13 protein-coding genes and 1 pseudogene are annotated in these 17,672 nt (G+C 48.9%); 6 read left to right on the top strand and 8 right to left on the bottom strand.

Features of this window, described 5'->3' with window-relative positions:
* Positions 1 to 783, top strand: coding sequence for a sulfite exporter TauE/SafE family protein (locus NDK19_RS05470; RefSeq protein WP_250630843.1), 783 nt, complete (start codon positions 1 to 3; stop codon positions 781 to 783).
* 35 nt (positions 784 to 818) lie between these two features.
* Here the strand turns inward: NDK19_RS05470 and rfbA are convergent, their stop codons facing one another.
* The 4 genes and pseudogenes from rfbA to NDK19_RS05450 all read right to left on the bottom strand — a co-directional run bounded on the left by rfbA (position 819) and on the right by NDK19_RS05450 (position 8,309).
* Positions 819 to 1,682, bottom strand: a complete 864-nt coding sequence (rfbA, locus tag NDK19_RS05465; protein ID WP_250630842.1) for a glucose-1-phosphate thymidylyltransferase RfbA — start codon at positions 1,680 to 1,682, stop codon at positions 819 to 821.
* Positions 1,683 to 3,759: 2,077 nt separating this feature from the next.
* Positions 3,760 to 6,282 (bottom strand): annotated as a pseudogene (locus tag NDK19_RS16995) (Ser-Thr-rich GPI-anchored membrane family protein); the annotation flags it as partial.
* Between the two features lie 106 nt (positions 6,283 to 6,388).
* Positions 6,389 to 6,925 (bottom strand): GPI anchored serine-threonine rich family protein, encoded by a 537-nt coding sequence (locus NDK19_RS05455; RefSeq protein WP_250630840.1) that lies wholly within the window; start codon positions 6,923 to 6,925, stop codon positions 6,389 to 6,391.
* 166 nt (positions 6,926 to 7,091) lie between these two features.
* Positions 7,092 to 8,309 (bottom strand): ATP-grasp domain-containing protein, encoded by a 1,218-nt coding sequence (locus tag NDK19_RS05450; protein WP_250630839.1) that lies wholly within the window; start codon positions 8,307 to 8,309, stop codon positions 7,092 to 7,094.
* A 184-nt stretch (positions 8,310 to 8,493) separates the two neighbouring features.
* Between NDK19_RS05450 and NDK19_RS05445 the strand changes: the two genes are divergently transcribed.
* Positions 8,494 to 9,108 (top strand): sterol desaturase family protein, encoded by a 615-nt coding sequence (locus NDK19_RS05445; RefSeq protein WP_250630838.1) that lies wholly within the window; start codon positions 8,494 to 8,496, stop codon positions 9,106 to 9,108.
* 169 nt (positions 9,109 to 9,277) lie between these two features.
* Positions 9,278 to 10,816, top strand: a complete 1,539-nt coding sequence (locus NDK19_RS05440; protein WP_250630837.1) for an AAA family ATPase — start codon at positions 9,278 to 9,280, stop codon at positions 10,814 to 10,816.
* 9 nt (positions 10,817 to 10,825) lie between these two features.
* Here the strand turns inward: NDK19_RS05440 and NDK19_RS05435 are convergent, their stop codons facing one another.
* Entirely contained in the window at positions 10,826 to 11,743 is a 918-nt protein-coding gene (locus NDK19_RS05435) for a M23 family metallopeptidase (RefSeq protein ID WP_250630836.1), read from the bottom strand.
* A 20-nt stretch (positions 11,744 to 11,763) separates the two neighbouring features.
* The gene (locus NDK19_RS05430; protein WP_250630835.1) at positions 11,764 to 12,171 is read right to left on the bottom strand and encodes a DUF1573 domain-containing protein; all 408 of its coding nucleotides are present in this window, start codon (positions 12,169 to 12,171) and stop codon (positions 11,764 to 11,766) included.
* A 64-nt stretch (positions 12,172 to 12,235) separates the two neighbouring features.
* On the opposite strand from NDK19_RS05430, the gene NDK19_RS05425 reads away from it, so the two are divergent.
* The gene (locus NDK19_RS05425; protein ID WP_250630834.1) at positions 12,236 to 12,685 is read left to right on the top strand and encodes a hypothetical protein; all 450 of its coding nucleotides are present in this window, start codon (positions 12,236 to 12,238) and stop codon (positions 12,683 to 12,685) included.
* On the opposite strand, the gene NDK19_RS05420 is transcribed toward NDK19_RS05425, so the two are convergent.
* Together NDK19_RS05420 and murA are read right to left on the bottom strand one after the other, a co-directional pair.
* The gene (locus NDK19_RS05420) at positions 12,674 to 13,456 is read right to left on the bottom strand and encodes an isochorismatase family protein (protein ID WP_250630833.1); all 783 of its coding nucleotides are present in this window, start codon (positions 13,454 to 13,456) and stop codon (positions 12,674 to 12,676) included. The two genes, NDK19_RS05425 and NDK19_RS05420, sit on opposite strands and share 12 nt — an antisense overlap.
* Before the next feature lie 51 nt (positions 13,457 to 13,507).
* Entirely contained in the window at positions 13,508 to 14,827 is a 1,320-nt protein-coding gene (gene murA / locus NDK19_RS05415) for a UDP-N-acetylglucosamine 1-carboxyvinyltransferase (RefSeq protein WP_250630832.1), read from the bottom strand.
* Between the two features lie 162 nt (positions 14,828 to 14,989).
* On the opposite strand from murA, the gene NDK19_RS05410 reads away from it, so the two are divergent.
* Both NDK19_RS05410 and NDK19_RS05405 read left to right on the top strand, forming a co-directional pair.
* The gene (locus NDK19_RS05410) at positions 14,990 to 16,324 is read left to right on the top strand and encodes a glycoside hydrolase (protein WP_250630831.1); all 1,335 of its coding nucleotides are present in this window, start codon (positions 14,990 to 14,992) and stop codon (positions 16,322 to 16,324) included.
* Positions 16,325 to 16,430: 106 nt separating this feature from the next.
* Positions 16,431 to 17,606 carry an acetyl-CoA C-acyltransferase gene (locus NDK19_RS05405; RefSeq protein ID WP_250630830.1) on the top strand — a complete coding sequence of 392 codons (1,176 nt, stop codon included), beginning with the start codon at positions 16,431 to 16,433 and terminating at the stop codon, positions 17,604 to 17,606.
* Positions 17,607 to 17,672 lie beyond the last annotated feature (66 nt).

Here is a 17,672-nt window from a genome sequence, read left to right as displayed (position 1 = left end):
TTGAATTGGACTGATTGGGGTATCTACCTGCTGCTGCTGGCGGCAGGGAGTTTTGCCGGTTTTGTAAACACGCTTACGGGAAGCGGCTCGGTTGTTACTATTGCCGCCTTAATTTTTGCAGGATTGCCCGCCAATATTGCCAACGGCACTAATCGCCTCGGCGTTATGGTACAAACCTCTGTGGGGATGCTGACCTTCGCCCGACACGGGAAAGCACACGTACAAGGTTCTGCTTGGTTTATTACACCTGCCGTATTGGGGGGTATTGCAGGGGCTTGGTTAGCTACGCAAACTTCGGGAGAAGTATTTGAGCGCTGGCTGGGCATCATTATGGTAATGATGCTGTTTATTATTCTGTACAAACCCAAAAAATGGCAACGCGAACACAGCGAAGCCCAAGGCCAACGCAACCTGCTGAATCTGATAGTATTTTTTGGTATTGGGTTCTACGGCGGGTTTATTCAGGCAGGCATCGGCATTTTCCTGATAATTGCGCTGGTGCTGGTAGCACGATTCAATACGCAGGAATCTACCATCCTGAAACTCAGTGTGGTGTTTTTCATCAACATCCCCTCTTTTCTGATTTTCATCTACTACAACCAAGTAGATTGGGTTTACGGCGGAATTATGGCAATCGGGCAGAGTATCGGAGCCGCAATAGCGGCGCGTTTTGCACTGAAAAGCCAACACGCCGCCATATGGACTTACCGATTGCTGGTGGCGGTAGTAGTTGCTTCCATTTGGCAACTGTTTGATTTGGGGCAATACCTCCCGTCTTTTTGATTTCACAACAAGAAGGAAGCAAGATTTTGAGAGTGTTAATCTTGCACCAACTTAACCAAATACTGCCCGTAGCCGCTTTTGAGCAATGGTTCTGCTGCTTTTAACAATTGTTCTTTGCCTATAAAGCCCATGTTATAGGCAACTTCTTCAATGCAGCCGATTTTAAGGCCTTGCCGCTCTTCAATAACCTGCACAAATTGCCCGGCCTGCATCAGGGAGTTAAAAGTACCTGTATCTAACCAAGCCGTACCGCGCTGCAATACACCTACTTTCAGCTTACCCATGCGCAGGTATTCTTTGTTTACATCGGTGATTTCATACTCGCCGCGTGCCGAAGGTTGTATAGAGGCTGCAATGTCCAGCACCGAATTGTCATAAAAATAAAGCCCCGGAACGGCATAATTAGACTTCGGTTGTTTGGGTTTTTCTTCAATGGAAAGCACGTTCATGTCTTTGTCAAACTCCACAACCCCGTAGCGTTCGGGGTCAGACACGTGATAGGCGAATACTACGCCGCCCTCGGGGTCGTTGTTGGCCTGCAACAGTGCCGACATACCTGCTCCATAGAAAATATTATCCCCCAAAATGAGAGCAACCTTGTCATTGCCTACAAACTCTCTTCCGATAACGAAAGCCTGTGCAAGCCCGTTGGGTACGTGCTGTACCGCATACTCAAACCGACAGCCGATTTTGCTGCCATCGCCCAACAGGCGCATGAAGGCCGGCTGGTCTTCCGGAGTGGTAATAATCAGTATTTCGCGAATACCTGCCAACATGAGCGTAGAAAGCGGGTAATATATCATCGGCTTGTCATATACAGGCACTAACTGCTTGCTGACCGCCATTGTGATAGGATACAGGCGCGTGCCGGAACCGCCGGCTAATATGATTCCTTTCATAATTATGGAAATAAAAATGGCAGAGGATGAAGCCCTCTGCCAAATTTAGAAACACAAATGAATACGGTGCAAATTTTACTTATTCAATTACCAGTCGGCGGGTAATTACAATCGGTTTTTCCAGCGAAGCATGGCTTACTTCTATGCGGCACAGATATACGCCTGCTGCAAGTGCCTGTGAAGCATTGCGCTCCCATGTGCGGGCATGAAAGCCTGCGCCATAGTTTTTACCTTCACTAAAAATTTCCTGCCCCATGCTGTTGATGATGCTGAGGCGAACATCGGCACCTTGCAGGTTGTCGGGCAGGGCAAAGTCCAGATGAGCCTCGCTGCGTGCAGGATTTGGCCACACTTGGAAAGACACCTGCTCGGTATTCATTTGTTTTTTGACAAAGTCCCAGTTGCCGTAAATGATGCGGAATCGGTTGGCGGCCTGCTCGCTGCGGAATACATAGCGATTGGTTTTGCTCATATCCACATAGCGCTGTGCTTCGCGGTCGTAGAGGAAGAGCATACTGCCGCTGCCGAAATAGCTGTTGTCCCATTCAATGGTAGTATTGCCCCCTGTCCGATTGCTTTCTACGGTAAACTCCCACACATATTCGGAGGCGGTCGGCACTACATCTTTGGCAAATTTCGGATAGAAATAGGCCGGGCGCAGGAAATTTACTTCCAGATAGTCGGCAAAGCGGGGCAGGGTCATGTCGTCATAATCATCTTTCAACTCGCTTGCATCGGGGCGCATACCAAAGCCTGCCAGATTGTTCACTAACTCACCGTTGCGTACGCGGAGTTGTACATCCCACTCGCCGCTGCTGAGCGCATTGCGCAGCGTAGGGTCGTTTTCTTCCACTCTGCCGCTGTTTACGTTGCGGTTTTTCAGCACCGGAATATTGATGTTGAGCGCTCGGTCTGCGAATACAAATCCGCCACGGAAGCGGCGCAGTACGTCTTCATCCTTAAAGCTGCCGTCAAAAGTGCGCAGCCTGCCCAATCCGTTAGGGTTGTTGTTGGCTGTGCGCACGTCTGTCCATGAAATATTGAAGTTGTAAGGTGATGCAATCTGATTCCAGCCTTGTTGCAGGTTCATTACGAAAGGTGTTGCCTGATTGGCGCGTGCACCATCGCCGGGGCCGGAGTCTATACTGTTGGATGCACCCGACCACGGTTCGCGGACAATCAGCCAGTAGCCTTTGCCCAATTCTATATTTCGGAAACCCTGTTGGTATTCTATGTTCTGCCCGTTTTCATAGCGGAATAATCGCCAGCGTTTATCGTCGTAAGCGCCCAGTTCATTTTCAAAAACGGCCAAGGCTTCTTTGTTATCCAAATTGAGCGGAACAGAAACAATCTGATAAGCCTGCTGCGAATCGCCAAAGCGAATATCGGGGATAGCAAGGCCGCGCGCACTTGAATAACGGATGTAGGTATAACCGCGCTGCGAACGGGTCATATTGCCGGAGCGGTCGGTTACTTCAAAGTAATACTCTGCACCCAGCTCGTCAAAATCGGTACTTGCAATAAATGCACGATAAACATTATCAACCAGCACGGCATCGCGTTGGCGGAACGAGTTATTGTCCTGTGTGATGCCTTTAAAGAAGCATACTACGCGTTGGATACCTACGTTGTCGGTGGCGGTAATGGTAGGCGCTACCGACTCAATGGTTTGGCTCAAATCGAGCAGGGCAGGGAAGTTGGTATTGGTTATGACCGGAGGGATATTATCTACTGCAATGCTGAATGTGCCGTTGCTTAGTCCGAATACGGCACTGTTGGTTGCCACAGATACACGCACGCGGTAATTGCTGCCCAATGGGAAATCAGGTGTAATCAAGCGGTTGAAAGTGCCGCTGTTTTCTACACTGCTGGCTAATTCGCGCACCACGGTTCCGTCGGCCGTAACCAACTCTATGCGGTGCAGCAAACTTCCCAGATTGCTTTGCCATACGATGTTGTAGCTAAGCGTGCGGAACCACACATCCCCCGCGGCAGGAGACGTAACTGTAATCTGCGGACGGGTAATGCGAAAATCGGCATTGCTGTCATCAAAGAATGATGCAGCCCCCGCCGCGCTGATGCGAACGCGGTAGTCTGTGCCTGTTACGAGGTTATCGGGCAGTGTCCATGTAAAAGAACCGCCTGTGGCAGCCGTAGTAATATTTTGCAGCACAAGGCCGCCTTTCAGCAAGTCAATCCGAACAGGGTTGTTGTTCAGGTTGTCCTGCCAAGTGATAGTATAGCGGAAATTATTGCTGAACCAAGCCTCGCCGCCGTTAGGCGTTAAAACAGTGATAGAAGGGCGAATCAGCGTAAAGGGGAAGGTATTTTCCGTAAATACGGTTTCATCGGCAAGGTTGGTGATGCGGATGCGATAGTCGCCCGAAGGTGGCAAATCGGTTGGAACAGTCCAGCGCAAAATATTGCCCGTAACGTTGTTGGCAATATTGCGCAACAACACGCTGCCTCTGAAAAGGTCTACACGCACGTTGCCCGGCAGGTTGCTCACCCATGTGATGTCGTAGGAGTAGCCCAGAAACAATTCTTGGCCGGCCATGGGGCTTGTAATGGCAAACTGTTGTGTCAATAGGCGGAAGTCATTATCGCTTACATCTGTCGCGCGGTTGTCTTCCGTGCGAATGCGGATGCGGTAGCCCTCCTGCCCAATGCCAAGCGTAGCAGGGGCAATCCATGTAAAGCTGCCTTGCACGGCAGGAACAGCGGGATTAACCACCCCCACCAAACTATTGTTTTGCAGCAATTCAATAACCACATTGCCCGATGTAATGTTGGTTTGCCAGCGGATGATAAATGTTGTCCCGCGAACAATGGCTTCGCCTCCGTTAGGGGCTGTAACGCGAATGGTGTCATTGTTGGCAATTGCAAAATCATTGTCGCTCAAATCGTGGATAGTAGTATCGGCTGTACTTCTTACCCGCACGCGGTAGTTATTGCCTATGGCTACATCGGCGGGAACAGTCCATGAAAAGTTGCCGTTGCTTGGCACATTGGTTGCAATCGGACGCAGAAAATTGCCGCCTCTGAAAAGGTCAATATTAACGTTTTCGGGAATATTGTCCGTCCATACGATATTGTGATTACGGGTGCGGAAGAAAGTTTCGCCGCCATTGGGGGTTTGCACGGTGATTCTTGGGTCATCCAAAATTTCAAAATTTGCCGCACTTTCCGACGTAGAAGCGTTGGCATTGAAGATAATGCGCAGTCGGTAGTTATTGGCAGGCGTTACCGATGGGGCTATCAACCAGTTAAAAGTTCCGTTGTTGGGAATATTAGTCGCTAAATTTTGTACAACAGTACCGGCGCGAACCAAATCAATGGAAACAGTGCCACCCAAGTTGCTTTGCCAAGTAACGGGATAGGTACGTGTACGGTTGAAAGTTTCGCCTCCGTTAGGGGACGTAATGCGCCCGAAAGGCCCTGTAATGGAGAAATTGCCGGAAGTTGCCGTATATTCGGGCGTTGTGCCGATGCTTACCAAACGGATGCGGTAATCATTGCCATCGGCAAGCGTGTTGGCAACCGTCCACGTGAAAGTACCGCCCGTTGCGGGCACAGTTGCCGCCAACACCTCCGTAGTACTACCTCTCAACAACTCAATCCGCAAATTGCCCGTCAGGTTGGTTTCCCATGTAATGTTGAAATTGGCGCCTTTCAGTATGCTTGCGCCTGTGGTTGGGGCTGTTAAAATCAGAAAATTGCCAATTGTGAAATTATTGGCAGAGGTGATGGTAATGCTGTTGTCGGAGTTATTGGTTAAACGGATGCGGTAGTCATCGCCATCGGGCAGCGTATTAGGAACTGTCCATGCAAAGGGATTCGCACCTGTTCCTGTGCTAATGTTTGCCGTTACCACCCCTGCCTTCAATAAATCAATGCGAAAATTACCGGGAATACTGGTCAGCCATTGAATATTTTGCGTAGTGCCGCGCTGCCAGCGCTCGCCGCCATTGGGAGCAATCAGCCGCAACACACGCCCAATGATAAAATCCGAAGCACTTACCACTCTTACAAAAGGGTCTGAAATGCTGCTGATACGGATGCGATAGTTCGAATCATCGGGCAAATCTGCTGCTACGTTCCAAAGTTCGTTGCCATCGTTAGGCGTAGAAGCAAACAATGTTGCCTGTACAGCATTGCCTCTCAGTAATTCTATACGCACGTTTTCCGTAGGCGGCAAGTTGGTACTTGTCCAAGTGATGGCATAGACTGTGGGTTTGGGCAAAGCCTGTCCGCCATTGGGTTGTGTAATGCTGATGCTTCTGCCGCCGGTGATAGCAAAATTGTTATCGCTTTGGTCGGTGTCTGCCGAAGCAGTCGCCCGACGGATGCGGATGCGGTAATCGTTGCGGGTGGCAATTGTTGCGGGTACGTTCCACACAAAGGGGCTTGTTGTGATGCTGGTCGGGGTTAGTGTTTGGTATAACTCGCCGCCGGCAAGCAGTTCCAACACGAAAACATCGTTGGCCGCACCGCCCGAAGTAAAGGTAAAGGAGATATTCACTGTACTGCCTGCGGCAATCGTCTCACCGCCATTGGGAGAAGTAACGGTTACGCTCTGGGAAAATACCCATGAGGGCATTATCAGCCATGCCCATAGCATGAGTTTTCGGAATAGTTGCTTTGTCATCATAAGTATCTGTGGCAAAGTTGGAAAATGCGTGAAAGGATTGAGATGACGGGTTTATTTATTGCCCATCGGGAAGAGGAGGTTCGGGCAACGAGCGGGTTTGAGGCTTGGTCAGTTGAATGCCCAGAAAAGTAAGCCCCGCGGCTACTATCAGCCCGCCTGCAACCAAAAGAATTTTCTTGCTGTTTTTATTATCCGACTTTACTGTCAGCAAGTTACTTTTTCCGCTGATACCATCGTTGTTCAACGGCTGTATCACTAAACGATATCCTCCGCCTTTGGGAAAATTGGCAGGTACATTCCAGACAAAACTGTTTACCCCTGCACGGCTGGCAACGCGATACTCAACAGTGGCATAGAGTATCTCATTGCGATACAAATCTATTCGCACAGTATCAGTAAAGTTGCAAGTCCATGTAATAATTTGTTCTTTACCCGCTAGAACAATATCTGTCGGCTGCTCTATTCTGATAGCCTTGATGGTATCAGCCCAATTCAACAGTGTTGATGCTTTTGCAGGAAGGGGGGCAGATGCTTTTGCCGAAAGCAATGGCAGCCAAGCAACCGCTGCCAAAATGAGGAAAAACTTTTTCATAGGCAAACATATGGCAATTTGTGCGCAATATACGATAAACAGGCGGCTCAACTACGGGCGGCACAGCGAATAACTGTACGTAAAGCATTCGTCGGTGGATGCAGCAGCAACAAAAAAGCCCTGCCAAAACTAAGCAGGGCAAATATTGATTGTCGGTCGGCGGCAATTAGTGCGTCGGAGTATCCGATGGCGGCAATGCCATGAAAAAGTCGTTGTAGAATCGTTGTGCATAGCTTTCCAGCAATTCGGTAACGCGCTCCAATTTTTCCGATTGCACAATCAGCCCTGCATGTTGTGGCATATTCATTCGCCAAACAATTTCAGGGTCGTTATAGCTGCTTGTGTCCGGATGCTCCTGTTTGGCAAGCGATACAATAATGCCCGCATACAAGTTTTCTATTTTGGGCAATTCGTACTTTTCGCCTTTGCGGCGGGTTTCAATTTTTGCCCACTCAGTCCATAAATTGATGCCTGCCGAGGCTTCTACCATTTCCACCAAATTAGCGCCTCCTACACGGGCAGAGGTTTCCAGAAAATAAAATTTGCCATCGGCTGCCGATTTAATAAACTCCGTATGCGAAGCGCCACGCTTCAAACCAAGCGCTTTGAGTACTTTTTTGTTCTGTTTGAGCAGTTCTTTTTCGTCTTTGCTGCCGAAAGCGACTGTATGTGAACGGAAAACACGCCCTTCGTGGGCAACTTCCATGGGCGGGTTCATGTAGCGGCTGGCACGGGCAAACACTATCTCATCGCCATCCACCAATGAATCTACGTGATACACATCGCCGGGCAGAAATGTCTCCAACAGATAGCTGTATTGCATATCGCCAAGGCTGTCTAAGGCAGGCCAAAGCTCGTTGATGGTATGTATCTTTTTAATGCCCGTGGCAGAAGCAGCGGAGCGGGGTTTCAGCACCCACGGGCCGGGGGTGGTTGCCACAAAGTGCCGCAATTCGTCGTAGTTAAAAGTGGGGCAAAATGCCGGTACATGAATACCCTCATCGGCAGCCTGCATACGCATGGCGAGTTTATCGCGGAAATAACGCGCACGGGTTTGCCCCATGCCCGGTATGCGAAACTCCTCGCGGATATAGGCTGCTTTTTCCACGTCGTAGTCATCCAGTGCTACTACCCTGTCTATTTTTCGGGTGCGGAAAATGTAGGCAATGCCGCGTATAACTTCTTCCATGTTCCAGTGTTCCGAATCCTGCGGCACGTAGAAAATCTCATCTATGCTTTCGCGAGGCCACTCTTTATGTTCTAATTTTTTAGCTGTTATCAGAAGCACGCGGCAGCCCAACGCTTTGGCAGCCCGCATAAATTGCCCTCCCTTAAAATAGCCCGTAATACACAGAATTGTTATCGGTTGCTGATGTTCATTCATAATTTCAACTGAATTGGTAATCAAAAAGCGCCTTTAAGGCAACAACAAGTTTCGTAATTTAAGTAAAGGTTTGGAAAATGCGATAATTTGTTGGCTTTACTCCTAATTTTGCAGCACACCTCCGACAACCGAATCGGTCTGCAAATCGTTAAATCCCTGATAAAAACTTTATCCTATACTAACTATGAATGCTCCCACTTACACAAAACCCAAAAACAACGGGACAAAACAGCTTTTTCAAAACCCGATTTTAGAAAAACTGACTCGTACACACATTGCCGTCCCCATCAGTCTTTTTATCGGTATTTCCGCCGGTCTGATTTACTACGGCACCATTCTGACAAACTTGGCAGCATGGCAATTTGTCGCCCTGTTTTTTGTCGGTTTGTTCGTTTTTTCATTTGTAGAGTACACCGTGCATCGCCGCGTATTCCACATGGAGCCTGATACGCCCCGCAAAGCAAAACTGCAATATACCATGCACGGCGTGCACCATGAATACCCCAAAGACAAAGACCGTTTGGCAATGCCTCCCCTGTTAAGCCTGACCATTTCGTCTGTTCTGGGAGTGCTTTTCTATTGGTTGATGGGCGACTACATGTTCGGTTTTTTACCGGGCTTTTTAACAGGCTATGCGGCCTATCTGTTCGTTCACTATGCCGTTCATGCCTTTGCACCGCCTAAAAACTTCCTGAAAGTATTGTGGATTAATCACGGTATTCACCACTACAAAGACCACGACAAAGCATTTGGCGTATCTTCTCCGCTGTGGGACTGGGTATTCCGCACATTGCCGTAGATGCCAATAAAACCGTAATGCAAGCGCCATCTCGTAACCGACGGGATGGCGTTTTTGCTTGCCTGCAACAACCATTTCCGCTGCAAGGCTGCCCCAAAACGCAGTTGAATAATTTGGAACGCATTGGATTTTATCAAAACAAACCCCGCCGCCGCCTTGTTAATTGCTTATGCAATCGGTTAGAGAGAAAACCCAACGGCTGCTGGCGCAGCTTTCCAAAGGCATTTACGAAAAAGAAGAAATTATCCGCCTGTCCTTGCTGGCAGCGGTCGCGGGGGAAAGTGTGTTCCTATTAGGCCCTCCGGGCGTAGCCAAAAGCCTGATTGCCCGCAGGCTGAAGTTTGCCTTCCGCGACGGCAAATCTTTTGAGTACCTGATGAATAAGTTCAGCACGCCCGATGAGATTTTCGGCCCCGTATCCATCAAAAAACTCAAAGACGAAGACCGCTACGAACGCCTCACCGATAACTATTTGCCCGGGGCAAACGTGGTCTTTCTGGATGAAATCTGGAAAGCGGGGCCTTCTATCCAAAACGCGCTGCTGACCGTACTCAACGAGCGCATCTACCGCAACGGCGAAACCGACGTAAAAGTCAATGTGAAAGGCATTCTTGCCGCATCCAACGAGTTGCCGCCCGTGGGTGAGGGTTTGGAAGCCCTTTGGGACAGATTCCTGCTGCGCACCGTCATCGGCGAAATTCGCCAAAGCGGCAACTTTATCAGCATGATTCTCAGCACCGAAGACGTGTACAAAGACACGCTTACCGAAGAGGAAAAAATTACCGCCGAGGAGTTTGAGCAATGGAACGAAGCCATAGAAACCGTTACCGTTCCCGATGAAGTCGTAAACGTGATTCAGGTAATCCGCCTGAAATTGGAAGAATATGATGCCAAAAACGACCCGCCGTTCCGCATCTATGACCGCCGATGGAAAAAAATTGTTCGCCTGCTGCGCACGTCGGCATTTCTGAACGGGCGCAACAAAGTGGATTTGATGGACTGTTTCCTGATTGCCTATTGCCTTTGGTCGCATCCCGAACAAATTGACGTAGCGCGGGAAATTGTTGCGGAAACCATTCGCAAGCACGGCTACACGCTGGTGGTCAATCTGGCAGCACTGCGCAAGGAAATCAACCAATTTGAGGACGAGGTAAAAACCGAAACCAAAATCCCCAACACGGTTTTTTCCGAAGAACTCTACTTAATAGACCGCCAATATTTTGAGGTATTGGGCATTGAAAATCACTTTGAGGGCAAGTACATCAAAAGTGCGGAATTTGAAAAACTCAGCATAGACGAGCCTGTAACCATCGGTGTATACGATGAAAACGAGAAACTGACCTACCGCGTCAAAGCCCGCAAAGGTAAGAGCGAACATCAGGTAGAATTTACCTACAATTCGCAGGCGATTATTTTGCCGCTGAAAACGCACAAGGTGGAAAAAACCACCTACTTGTATAAAAAACCACACCCATTGGTAGAAAAATATTGGGACGAACACGCCGAGAAACTAAGCGCGTTCATTGCTGCCCAAAAAGAGCGAATGCACCGCGAAACCCCCGCCGAACTGCGCCACAGCCGCGAAAATTTGTTTGTGGACAAGCGATTAGCCGAATTGGTGGAAGCCAACCACACCGAAACCCTCAACGCACTGAACGCGCTGGAGTTGAGCGTGGAAAAAATCAGGCATTACTACAAGAATTTGTAGAGCACGGCATTATTCCGACCGCTGAAACAGTTGGTTTCTTATCGGAAATTGCCCGTTGAACAACATCGGCACACTTTTGCCCGAAAGCAGGCGGCTTGTGTCGCTGCCCTGAACGGCGTGTATGTGTAGATGCGGATTGGACGTATCGCCCGAATTGCCTACGCGGGCTATCGGCTGCCCGCGGCGCACCGTGTCCGACAGTTGCGCCGTCAATGAGCCGGGCATGAAATGCGCCATCATCACCAACACGCCGTCACAGGCAATGGCTACGTAGTTGCCTGCAGGATTTTTTGCGTCCGATTCGCCGATGGCTTGGTTGGGCAACCCATCTTGCAGTTTGGCAACCGTGCCGTCGCAAGGGCAAAAAACCGTATCGCCAAAAACGGCGTAATCCTCCAACTTTTCGGGAAAAAATCCCCGTGCGCGCATCCCTGCACGGTTGAGGCGGACAATATCTACGGCATATTTTTGTGCGCCTTTGTCCGAATAGTGGTAGTTGATGAAAGTAGAAGCCCCGCCGTGGCTGATAAAACCTTCCCTAAGCGGAAAATCCAATGCAATTGGCTGACTATCAGGTGTAAATCCCGCAATAGCTCTTTCTGTAAGCCATGCAAAAACAGCCAACATCAGCAGTTGGGAAAACAGGGTAGCCTTCGGCAAGGGTACGTAAAAGGGCGTTTTGTACGCTTTATACAGGCACGCAAAGGATGCGGCAGCAAGGACAATAAGCAGTGCATAGCGCAAATAGTGGGAGGTAAAATCCCAACGACCGACGTAAAAAATGTATAAAAACCACGTCCACGATACCGCCAAGGTCAGCAATGCCTCAAAAGTTGAGCGGCAGCGTTTGAGCAGCACCCAAACAACAAGGGCAACAGGCACAAAAACCTGCCAAATTACAACAATAGCGGCGGTCAGTGGAAACATAGGTTCTCAAAAGACTCTGCTTACGGCACCACGTTAGCCCGAATCAACAGGCGTTCTATTTCATTTTTGGCATTGGACAAAACGGTAACAACTTTGTTTTGCGGCCCCATGCGGTCGGCAGAGTTGAACTGCACAATGATTGTCCCTTTTTCACCCGGAGGTATGGGCTGACGTGGCCAGTTAATCACCGTACAGCCACAAGTTACGCGCACATCCGCCAATATCAGCGGAGTGCTGCCGGTGTTGGTAAACTCAAACGGATGCATCACTATTGCACCCGCTTTCACATCTCCAAAGTTGTGTTCGCGAACGGTGAAACTGAGTTGAGCCGTCTTTTCGGCCGTTGCGACAGCAGTAGTTTGCGGAGTCTGTCCCACGGCAATCGCACTAAAAAACAACGCGACCAGTAGATTTATGTACTTTTTCATCTAATTTTAGGCAAAAGAATGTTGCCTCTAAGGCAACAAATATCAGGCAAATAAAGTGCAAAACATGGATACTGATAATTATCTCACGCGATTTTTCATTGACTATCAGGCAGTAAGCGAAACCAAGCTCAACCGCGAACAGTTCATCACGTTGCTGACTTTTTTCCCGACCCTGTTAGTGGTGGGTGCCGATGAAAATATTGACGATGAGGAGTGGATTTTTGTGGAGCACATCGCCAAGGCAATGGCAGACACCTTCCGCGAAGAATTGCCTGATTACAATGCCAGAATGCAACTCAAAGAGCACTTTTTTGCCGACCTGAAATTTTTGACAGAGCACATGCAGGCATGGAAAGAACCGTTCCTGCAAACCCTTAAAAAGTATTTGCAGGAACTGCCCGATATTGCCGATGAAGTGCTGGACGTACTCTACCTGTTTGCAGATGCCTCTGAAAGCACCTCAGAAGAGGAGGAACGGGTTATTAACAACATCCGCGAACAATTAGGCATTTGAAGACACGGCAAAGCGGATACCTTTGGCTTTTGCCTCTGCATAAATCGGTTCGCCCAAATGTCCCAAACCGGTTACATCGCTCATACAATCGGTCAGTACAATCATTTTTTGAGCCAATGCAGGTGCGTAATCCATTGCCTGTTTCAGGCTGGTAGCCACACAGTGCGATTTTGCCTCACCGGCCAAATAAACGTTGTCATAGTTCATCAGCGCCTCAATCAGTGAAGTATTCAACTGCGTTTCCGGACGGTCGGCTACGGGAATCTGCGCCTGAAAAATGCCGAAATGTTCCGTTAGCGGGTAAGTGCCTTTTTCAACCGTGATGTACTGCTTGCCGCTGCGTGCCCATTGGCTAAGTGCCTCCATCAGCGTATCGTCTATTGCACCGCCTTTGGAATGTGTCAAACAGTGTTCCGGCCATATAAAGTGCGGAAACTGCCCTTGCGCTTCCAAATCTGCCAGATATTGGGTTGCTTTTTCAGCCTCAAATTGCGGTATCCAGCGCCCTTGCTTCACCTCTGCCAAGGTAATTTGGGTAAAAGGCGGCGGCGGATTGCCCTGACTGTCGCGCCAGAAATTCGGATGCGAAATATCATTGACGGGGTGGCTGTCTATGGTTACAAAAATCTGCGCCAATTCGTCGCCTTTGCGGGCTATAAACCGACTCAGCCTTTGCATATCCTCTACCGCACCGGGTACAAACAGCGCACCTTGGGGGTTGCAAAAATCGTATTGCGGGTCAATAATCAGCAGGGCATTTTTTGCTTTCATGGCTCTAACAAGTTAGTGTTTACAATACATAACGTATTTTTTACACTAAGGTTACGCCAAGCGCTTAATATTTGCACCCAACGCATTCAGGCGTTTGTCTATGTGCTGGTAGCCGCGGTCAATCTGTTCGGCATTGCGGATAATACTTGTGCCCTGTGCCGAAAGTGCCGCAATCAGCAAAGAAACCCCTGCGCGAATGTCGGGCGAAGTCATTTGAATACCGCGCAGCGGGTACTTGCGGTCTAAGCCGATTACCGTAGCGCGGTGCGGGTCGCAAAGGATAATCTGTGCGCCCATGTCTATAAGTTTGTCCACAAAGAACAGGCGACTTTCAAACATCTTTTGGTGAATCAGCACTGTTCCCTTTGCCTGTGTGGCCGTAACCAGCACAATGCTGAGCAAATCGGGCGTAAACCCCGGCCAAGGTGCATCGGCAATGGTGAGGATAGAGCCGTCAATGAATTTGTCAATGTGGTAATGCTTCTGTGCCGGAATGTGGATGTCATCATTGACAACAACCATCTGGATGCCGAGCCGCTGGAATACGTTAGGAATCAGCCCCAACATATCTATGCGTGCGTTTTTGATGGTAATTTCGGAGGCCGTCATCGCTGCCAGACCAATGAAACTGCCAACTTCAATCATATCGGGCAGCATGGTATGCTCTGTTCCGCCGAGGCTGTCCACCCCATCAATTGTGAGCAAGTTGGAGCCGATACCCGAAATTTTGGCACCCATTCGGTTCAGCATGGCGCACAATTGTTGCAAATAAGGCTCGCAAGCTGCGTTGTAAATGGTGGTTCTTCCTTTGGCAAGCACGGCAGTCATCACCACGTTGGCCGTACCCGTTACGGAGGCCTCATCTAACAGGATGTAAGTACCTTTCAGTTGGGTTGCATCAATATGATAGAAATTGTCATCGGCATCGTAGTTGAAGCGTGCGCCGAGCTTTTCAAAGCCCAGAAAGTGCGTATCTAATCTGCGGCGACCGATTTTATCGCCCCCGGGTTTAGGCATTTTGCTTTTGCCGAAACGCGCCAACAGCGGCCCGAGAATCATAATGGAACCACGCAGCGCTGCACCCTTTTTGCGGAATTCTTCGCTTTCCAAGTAGTCAATGTTCACATTTTTGGCTGTGAACCGATAGCTTCTTCCGGCAGGATTTTCACCTATATATTCCACCTCTACCCCCAAGTCTGCCAGCAGTTCAATCAATTTGTTCACATCCAGAATATCGGGGATATGATGAATCGTTACGGGTTCGGGGGTTAGCAATACTGCACACAAAATTTGCAGTGCCTCGTTTTTCGCTCCCTGCGGAATAATCTCGCCTTTCAGCTGAGCGCCGCCGCTTACTTCAAAAGTTGCCATGTATAGTGATTCCGTTTTTTGTCAAAATCGTTTCGCAAAATCCGCATGATGTGTGCCTCGGATATGCTTGCGAATAAGCATTAAATATAGCGCACAATGGGCGGCAAAAATAAGGATATGTTACGATGAATTGGCGTAAATTGAAAGCAAAAACCACCTGATATGAAAACGATTTGCCTATCGCTGTTCATGCTTATCCTATACCCTTTGGGAGCATTTGCACAAATATTTTCAAAGAAAGCGGACGCAAAAATCAGCCCGCAGCCACAGGTAACTTTTCAAACCATTGAAAATCTCAGCGGCAATTATTGTCAGGCCAATTATACCGATAAGGCAGAAGATGCCGTCGGCAAGTTTATGCTCAACCGCCTAAAACCCACCAACATTCGCTTTGCCATTCCTATCAGGCAGTGGGAGCCGCAAAATGACAACAAATCTGCCGCAGAAGTTTACTGGCCCGGCTTTAAAGATGTCGGCGTTACCGAGTCGCTGTTTCGGATGCTCAAAGCCATGAAAAATCAGCACAGCGTAAAAACTTTTACCGGCAGCATCTGGGACTTACCCGACTGGATGGTGGCAAACCCCAAAGCAAAAGAACAGCGAACCATCAAGCCGGAGATGTATGCGGAAGTAGCCGAAAGCATTGGTACATTCCTTCGCCATGCCAAAGGCAAATACGGCGTTGAAATCAACTACATTTCTTTCAACGAAGCAGACGGCGGCTATCAGGTGCTGCTCTCTGCACAAGAGATGATTGCTTTTATTAAAGTAGCTGTGCCTATCATCGAAAAAATGGGGGTATCGGTCAAGTTTCTGACGGGAGACGTACACAAAACCGATGCTACCGTACCTTACGTAAGCGAATTGCTGGCAGATGAAAGTATCCGAAAGCACTTGGGGCCAATTTCCTTTCACAGTTGGTGGTCTGCTACACTCTCCGACACGGAATTTGAAAAAATTGCCGCTTTGGGCAAACAACACAACCTGCCCGTGTGGTGCGCCGAGCTTGGCTACGATGCCTTTCTTTGGAAAACCCCGGAGGCACATTCTACTTGGCTCAATGCATGGGAAATTGCCAAAATCTACCACCGCGTGCTGCGATACAGCGGAGCGGTAGTTACGCACTACTGGACTTTTCAAGACAATTTCCCCATGGTTTCCACAGATACCCTCACCACATACCCCATTTTTCAGTATACCGAACGCTTAGTTAAACAATTCAAACCCGGCACGGTCATTATTGATGCCACAACCAACGACCCCGACCTTTGGGTATTGGCCGGAAAAGATGCAAAAGGCAAACTCATGATGCAAGTGCTCAATGTTTCCGAATGGCATAAAGAGGTGGAAATAGACAATTGGAAAGCCAAAGAAGTCAATGCAACACTCTCCTCGGCCGCAACTTCATCTTTTGACACCCAAACCATTAAAGTAAAGTCAGACAAGTTTAAGATTAATCTGCCGCCTCGGAGCATTGCTTTTTTGAGCATGCCCTAAAAAAATACTCGGCTTGCATAATATTTTTCGTCAAATCCTTTGCAGGATAGGTGCATATCGTTAGATTTGCATAAACACCTAATTCAGACACCCCAAACCGGTAATTATGGACGCATATATCGTAGCAGGCTATCGTACAGCCGTAGGAAAATCAAGCCGTGGCGGTTTTCGTTTCACTCGCCCCGACGATTTGGCAGCCGATGTAATCAAACATTTGGTAACCTCCGTGCCCAATTTTGATGCTTCGCGCGTAGATGACCTTATTGTGGGCAATGCCGTTCCCGAAGCAGAGCAAGGTATGCAAATGGCACGCATGATTTCTCTTCTGTCGCTGCCTATCAATGTGCCGGGCGTTACAATCAACCGCTACTGTGGCTCGGGCGTTGAAGCCATTGCTATGGCAACCGCTAAAATCAAGGCCGGCCATGCCGACTGCATCATTGCCGGTGGTACAGAATCCATGTCGCTTGTACCCACTACCGGCTGGAAAACCGCCCTCAACTGGAAAATTGCAGAAAAACACCCCGAATACTATTTAGGCATGGGGCTTACTGCCGAACAGGTTGCACAAGACTTTAAAATCACCCGCGAAAAGGCGGATGAGTTTTCATACTACTCTCACCAGAAAGCCATTGCAGCCATTCAGGCAGGTAAATTTAAAGATGAAATTGTACCTATAACCGTAGTTGAAAACTACATAGACGAAAGCGGCAAGAAAAAACAGCGTCAGTTCGTGGTAGATACCGACGAAGGGCCTCGCGCCGATACCTCTCTGGAAGCGCTGGCCAAACTGAAACCTGCTTTTGCCATGGGTGGCCAAGTAACCGCAGGCAACTCATCGCAAACTTCCGACGGTGCAGCTTTTGTAATGGTAATGTCGGAGCGCATGGTGAATGAGTTAGGACTGAAACCCATTGCCCGCATGATTGCCTATGCGGCAGAGGGTGTAAACCCGCGCATTATGGGTATAGGCCCTGTGGCGGCAGTGCCTAAGGCGCTTAAGCAGGCAGGCTTAAAACTGAATGACATTCAATTAATTGAATTGAATGAGGCCTTCGCCGCGCAAGCATTGGCGGTTATGCAAGAGTTGGATATGAACCCTGAAATTACGAACGTAAACGGCGGCGCTGTGGCATTAGGCCATCCGCTGGGTTGCACAGGTACGAAGTTATCCATCCAACTGTTCAACGAAATGCGTCGCCGCAACCTGAAATACGGTATGGTAACGGCCTGCGTAGGCGGTGGACAAGGCGTGGCAGGCATCTACGAGCTGTTGAACTAACCGAAAAATCTTATCGCATTCTATCATGCCCCTGTACCCGAAAGCGTACAGGGGTTTTTCATTATC

This window comes from Rhodoflexus caldus (assembly GCF_021206925.1).
Taxonomy (GTDB): domain Bacteria; phylum Bacteroidota; class Bacteroidia; order Cytophagales; family Thermoflexibacteraceae; genus Rhodoflexus; species Rhodoflexus caldus.
This window is presented reverse-complemented; position numbering and strand designations above follow the sequence as displayed.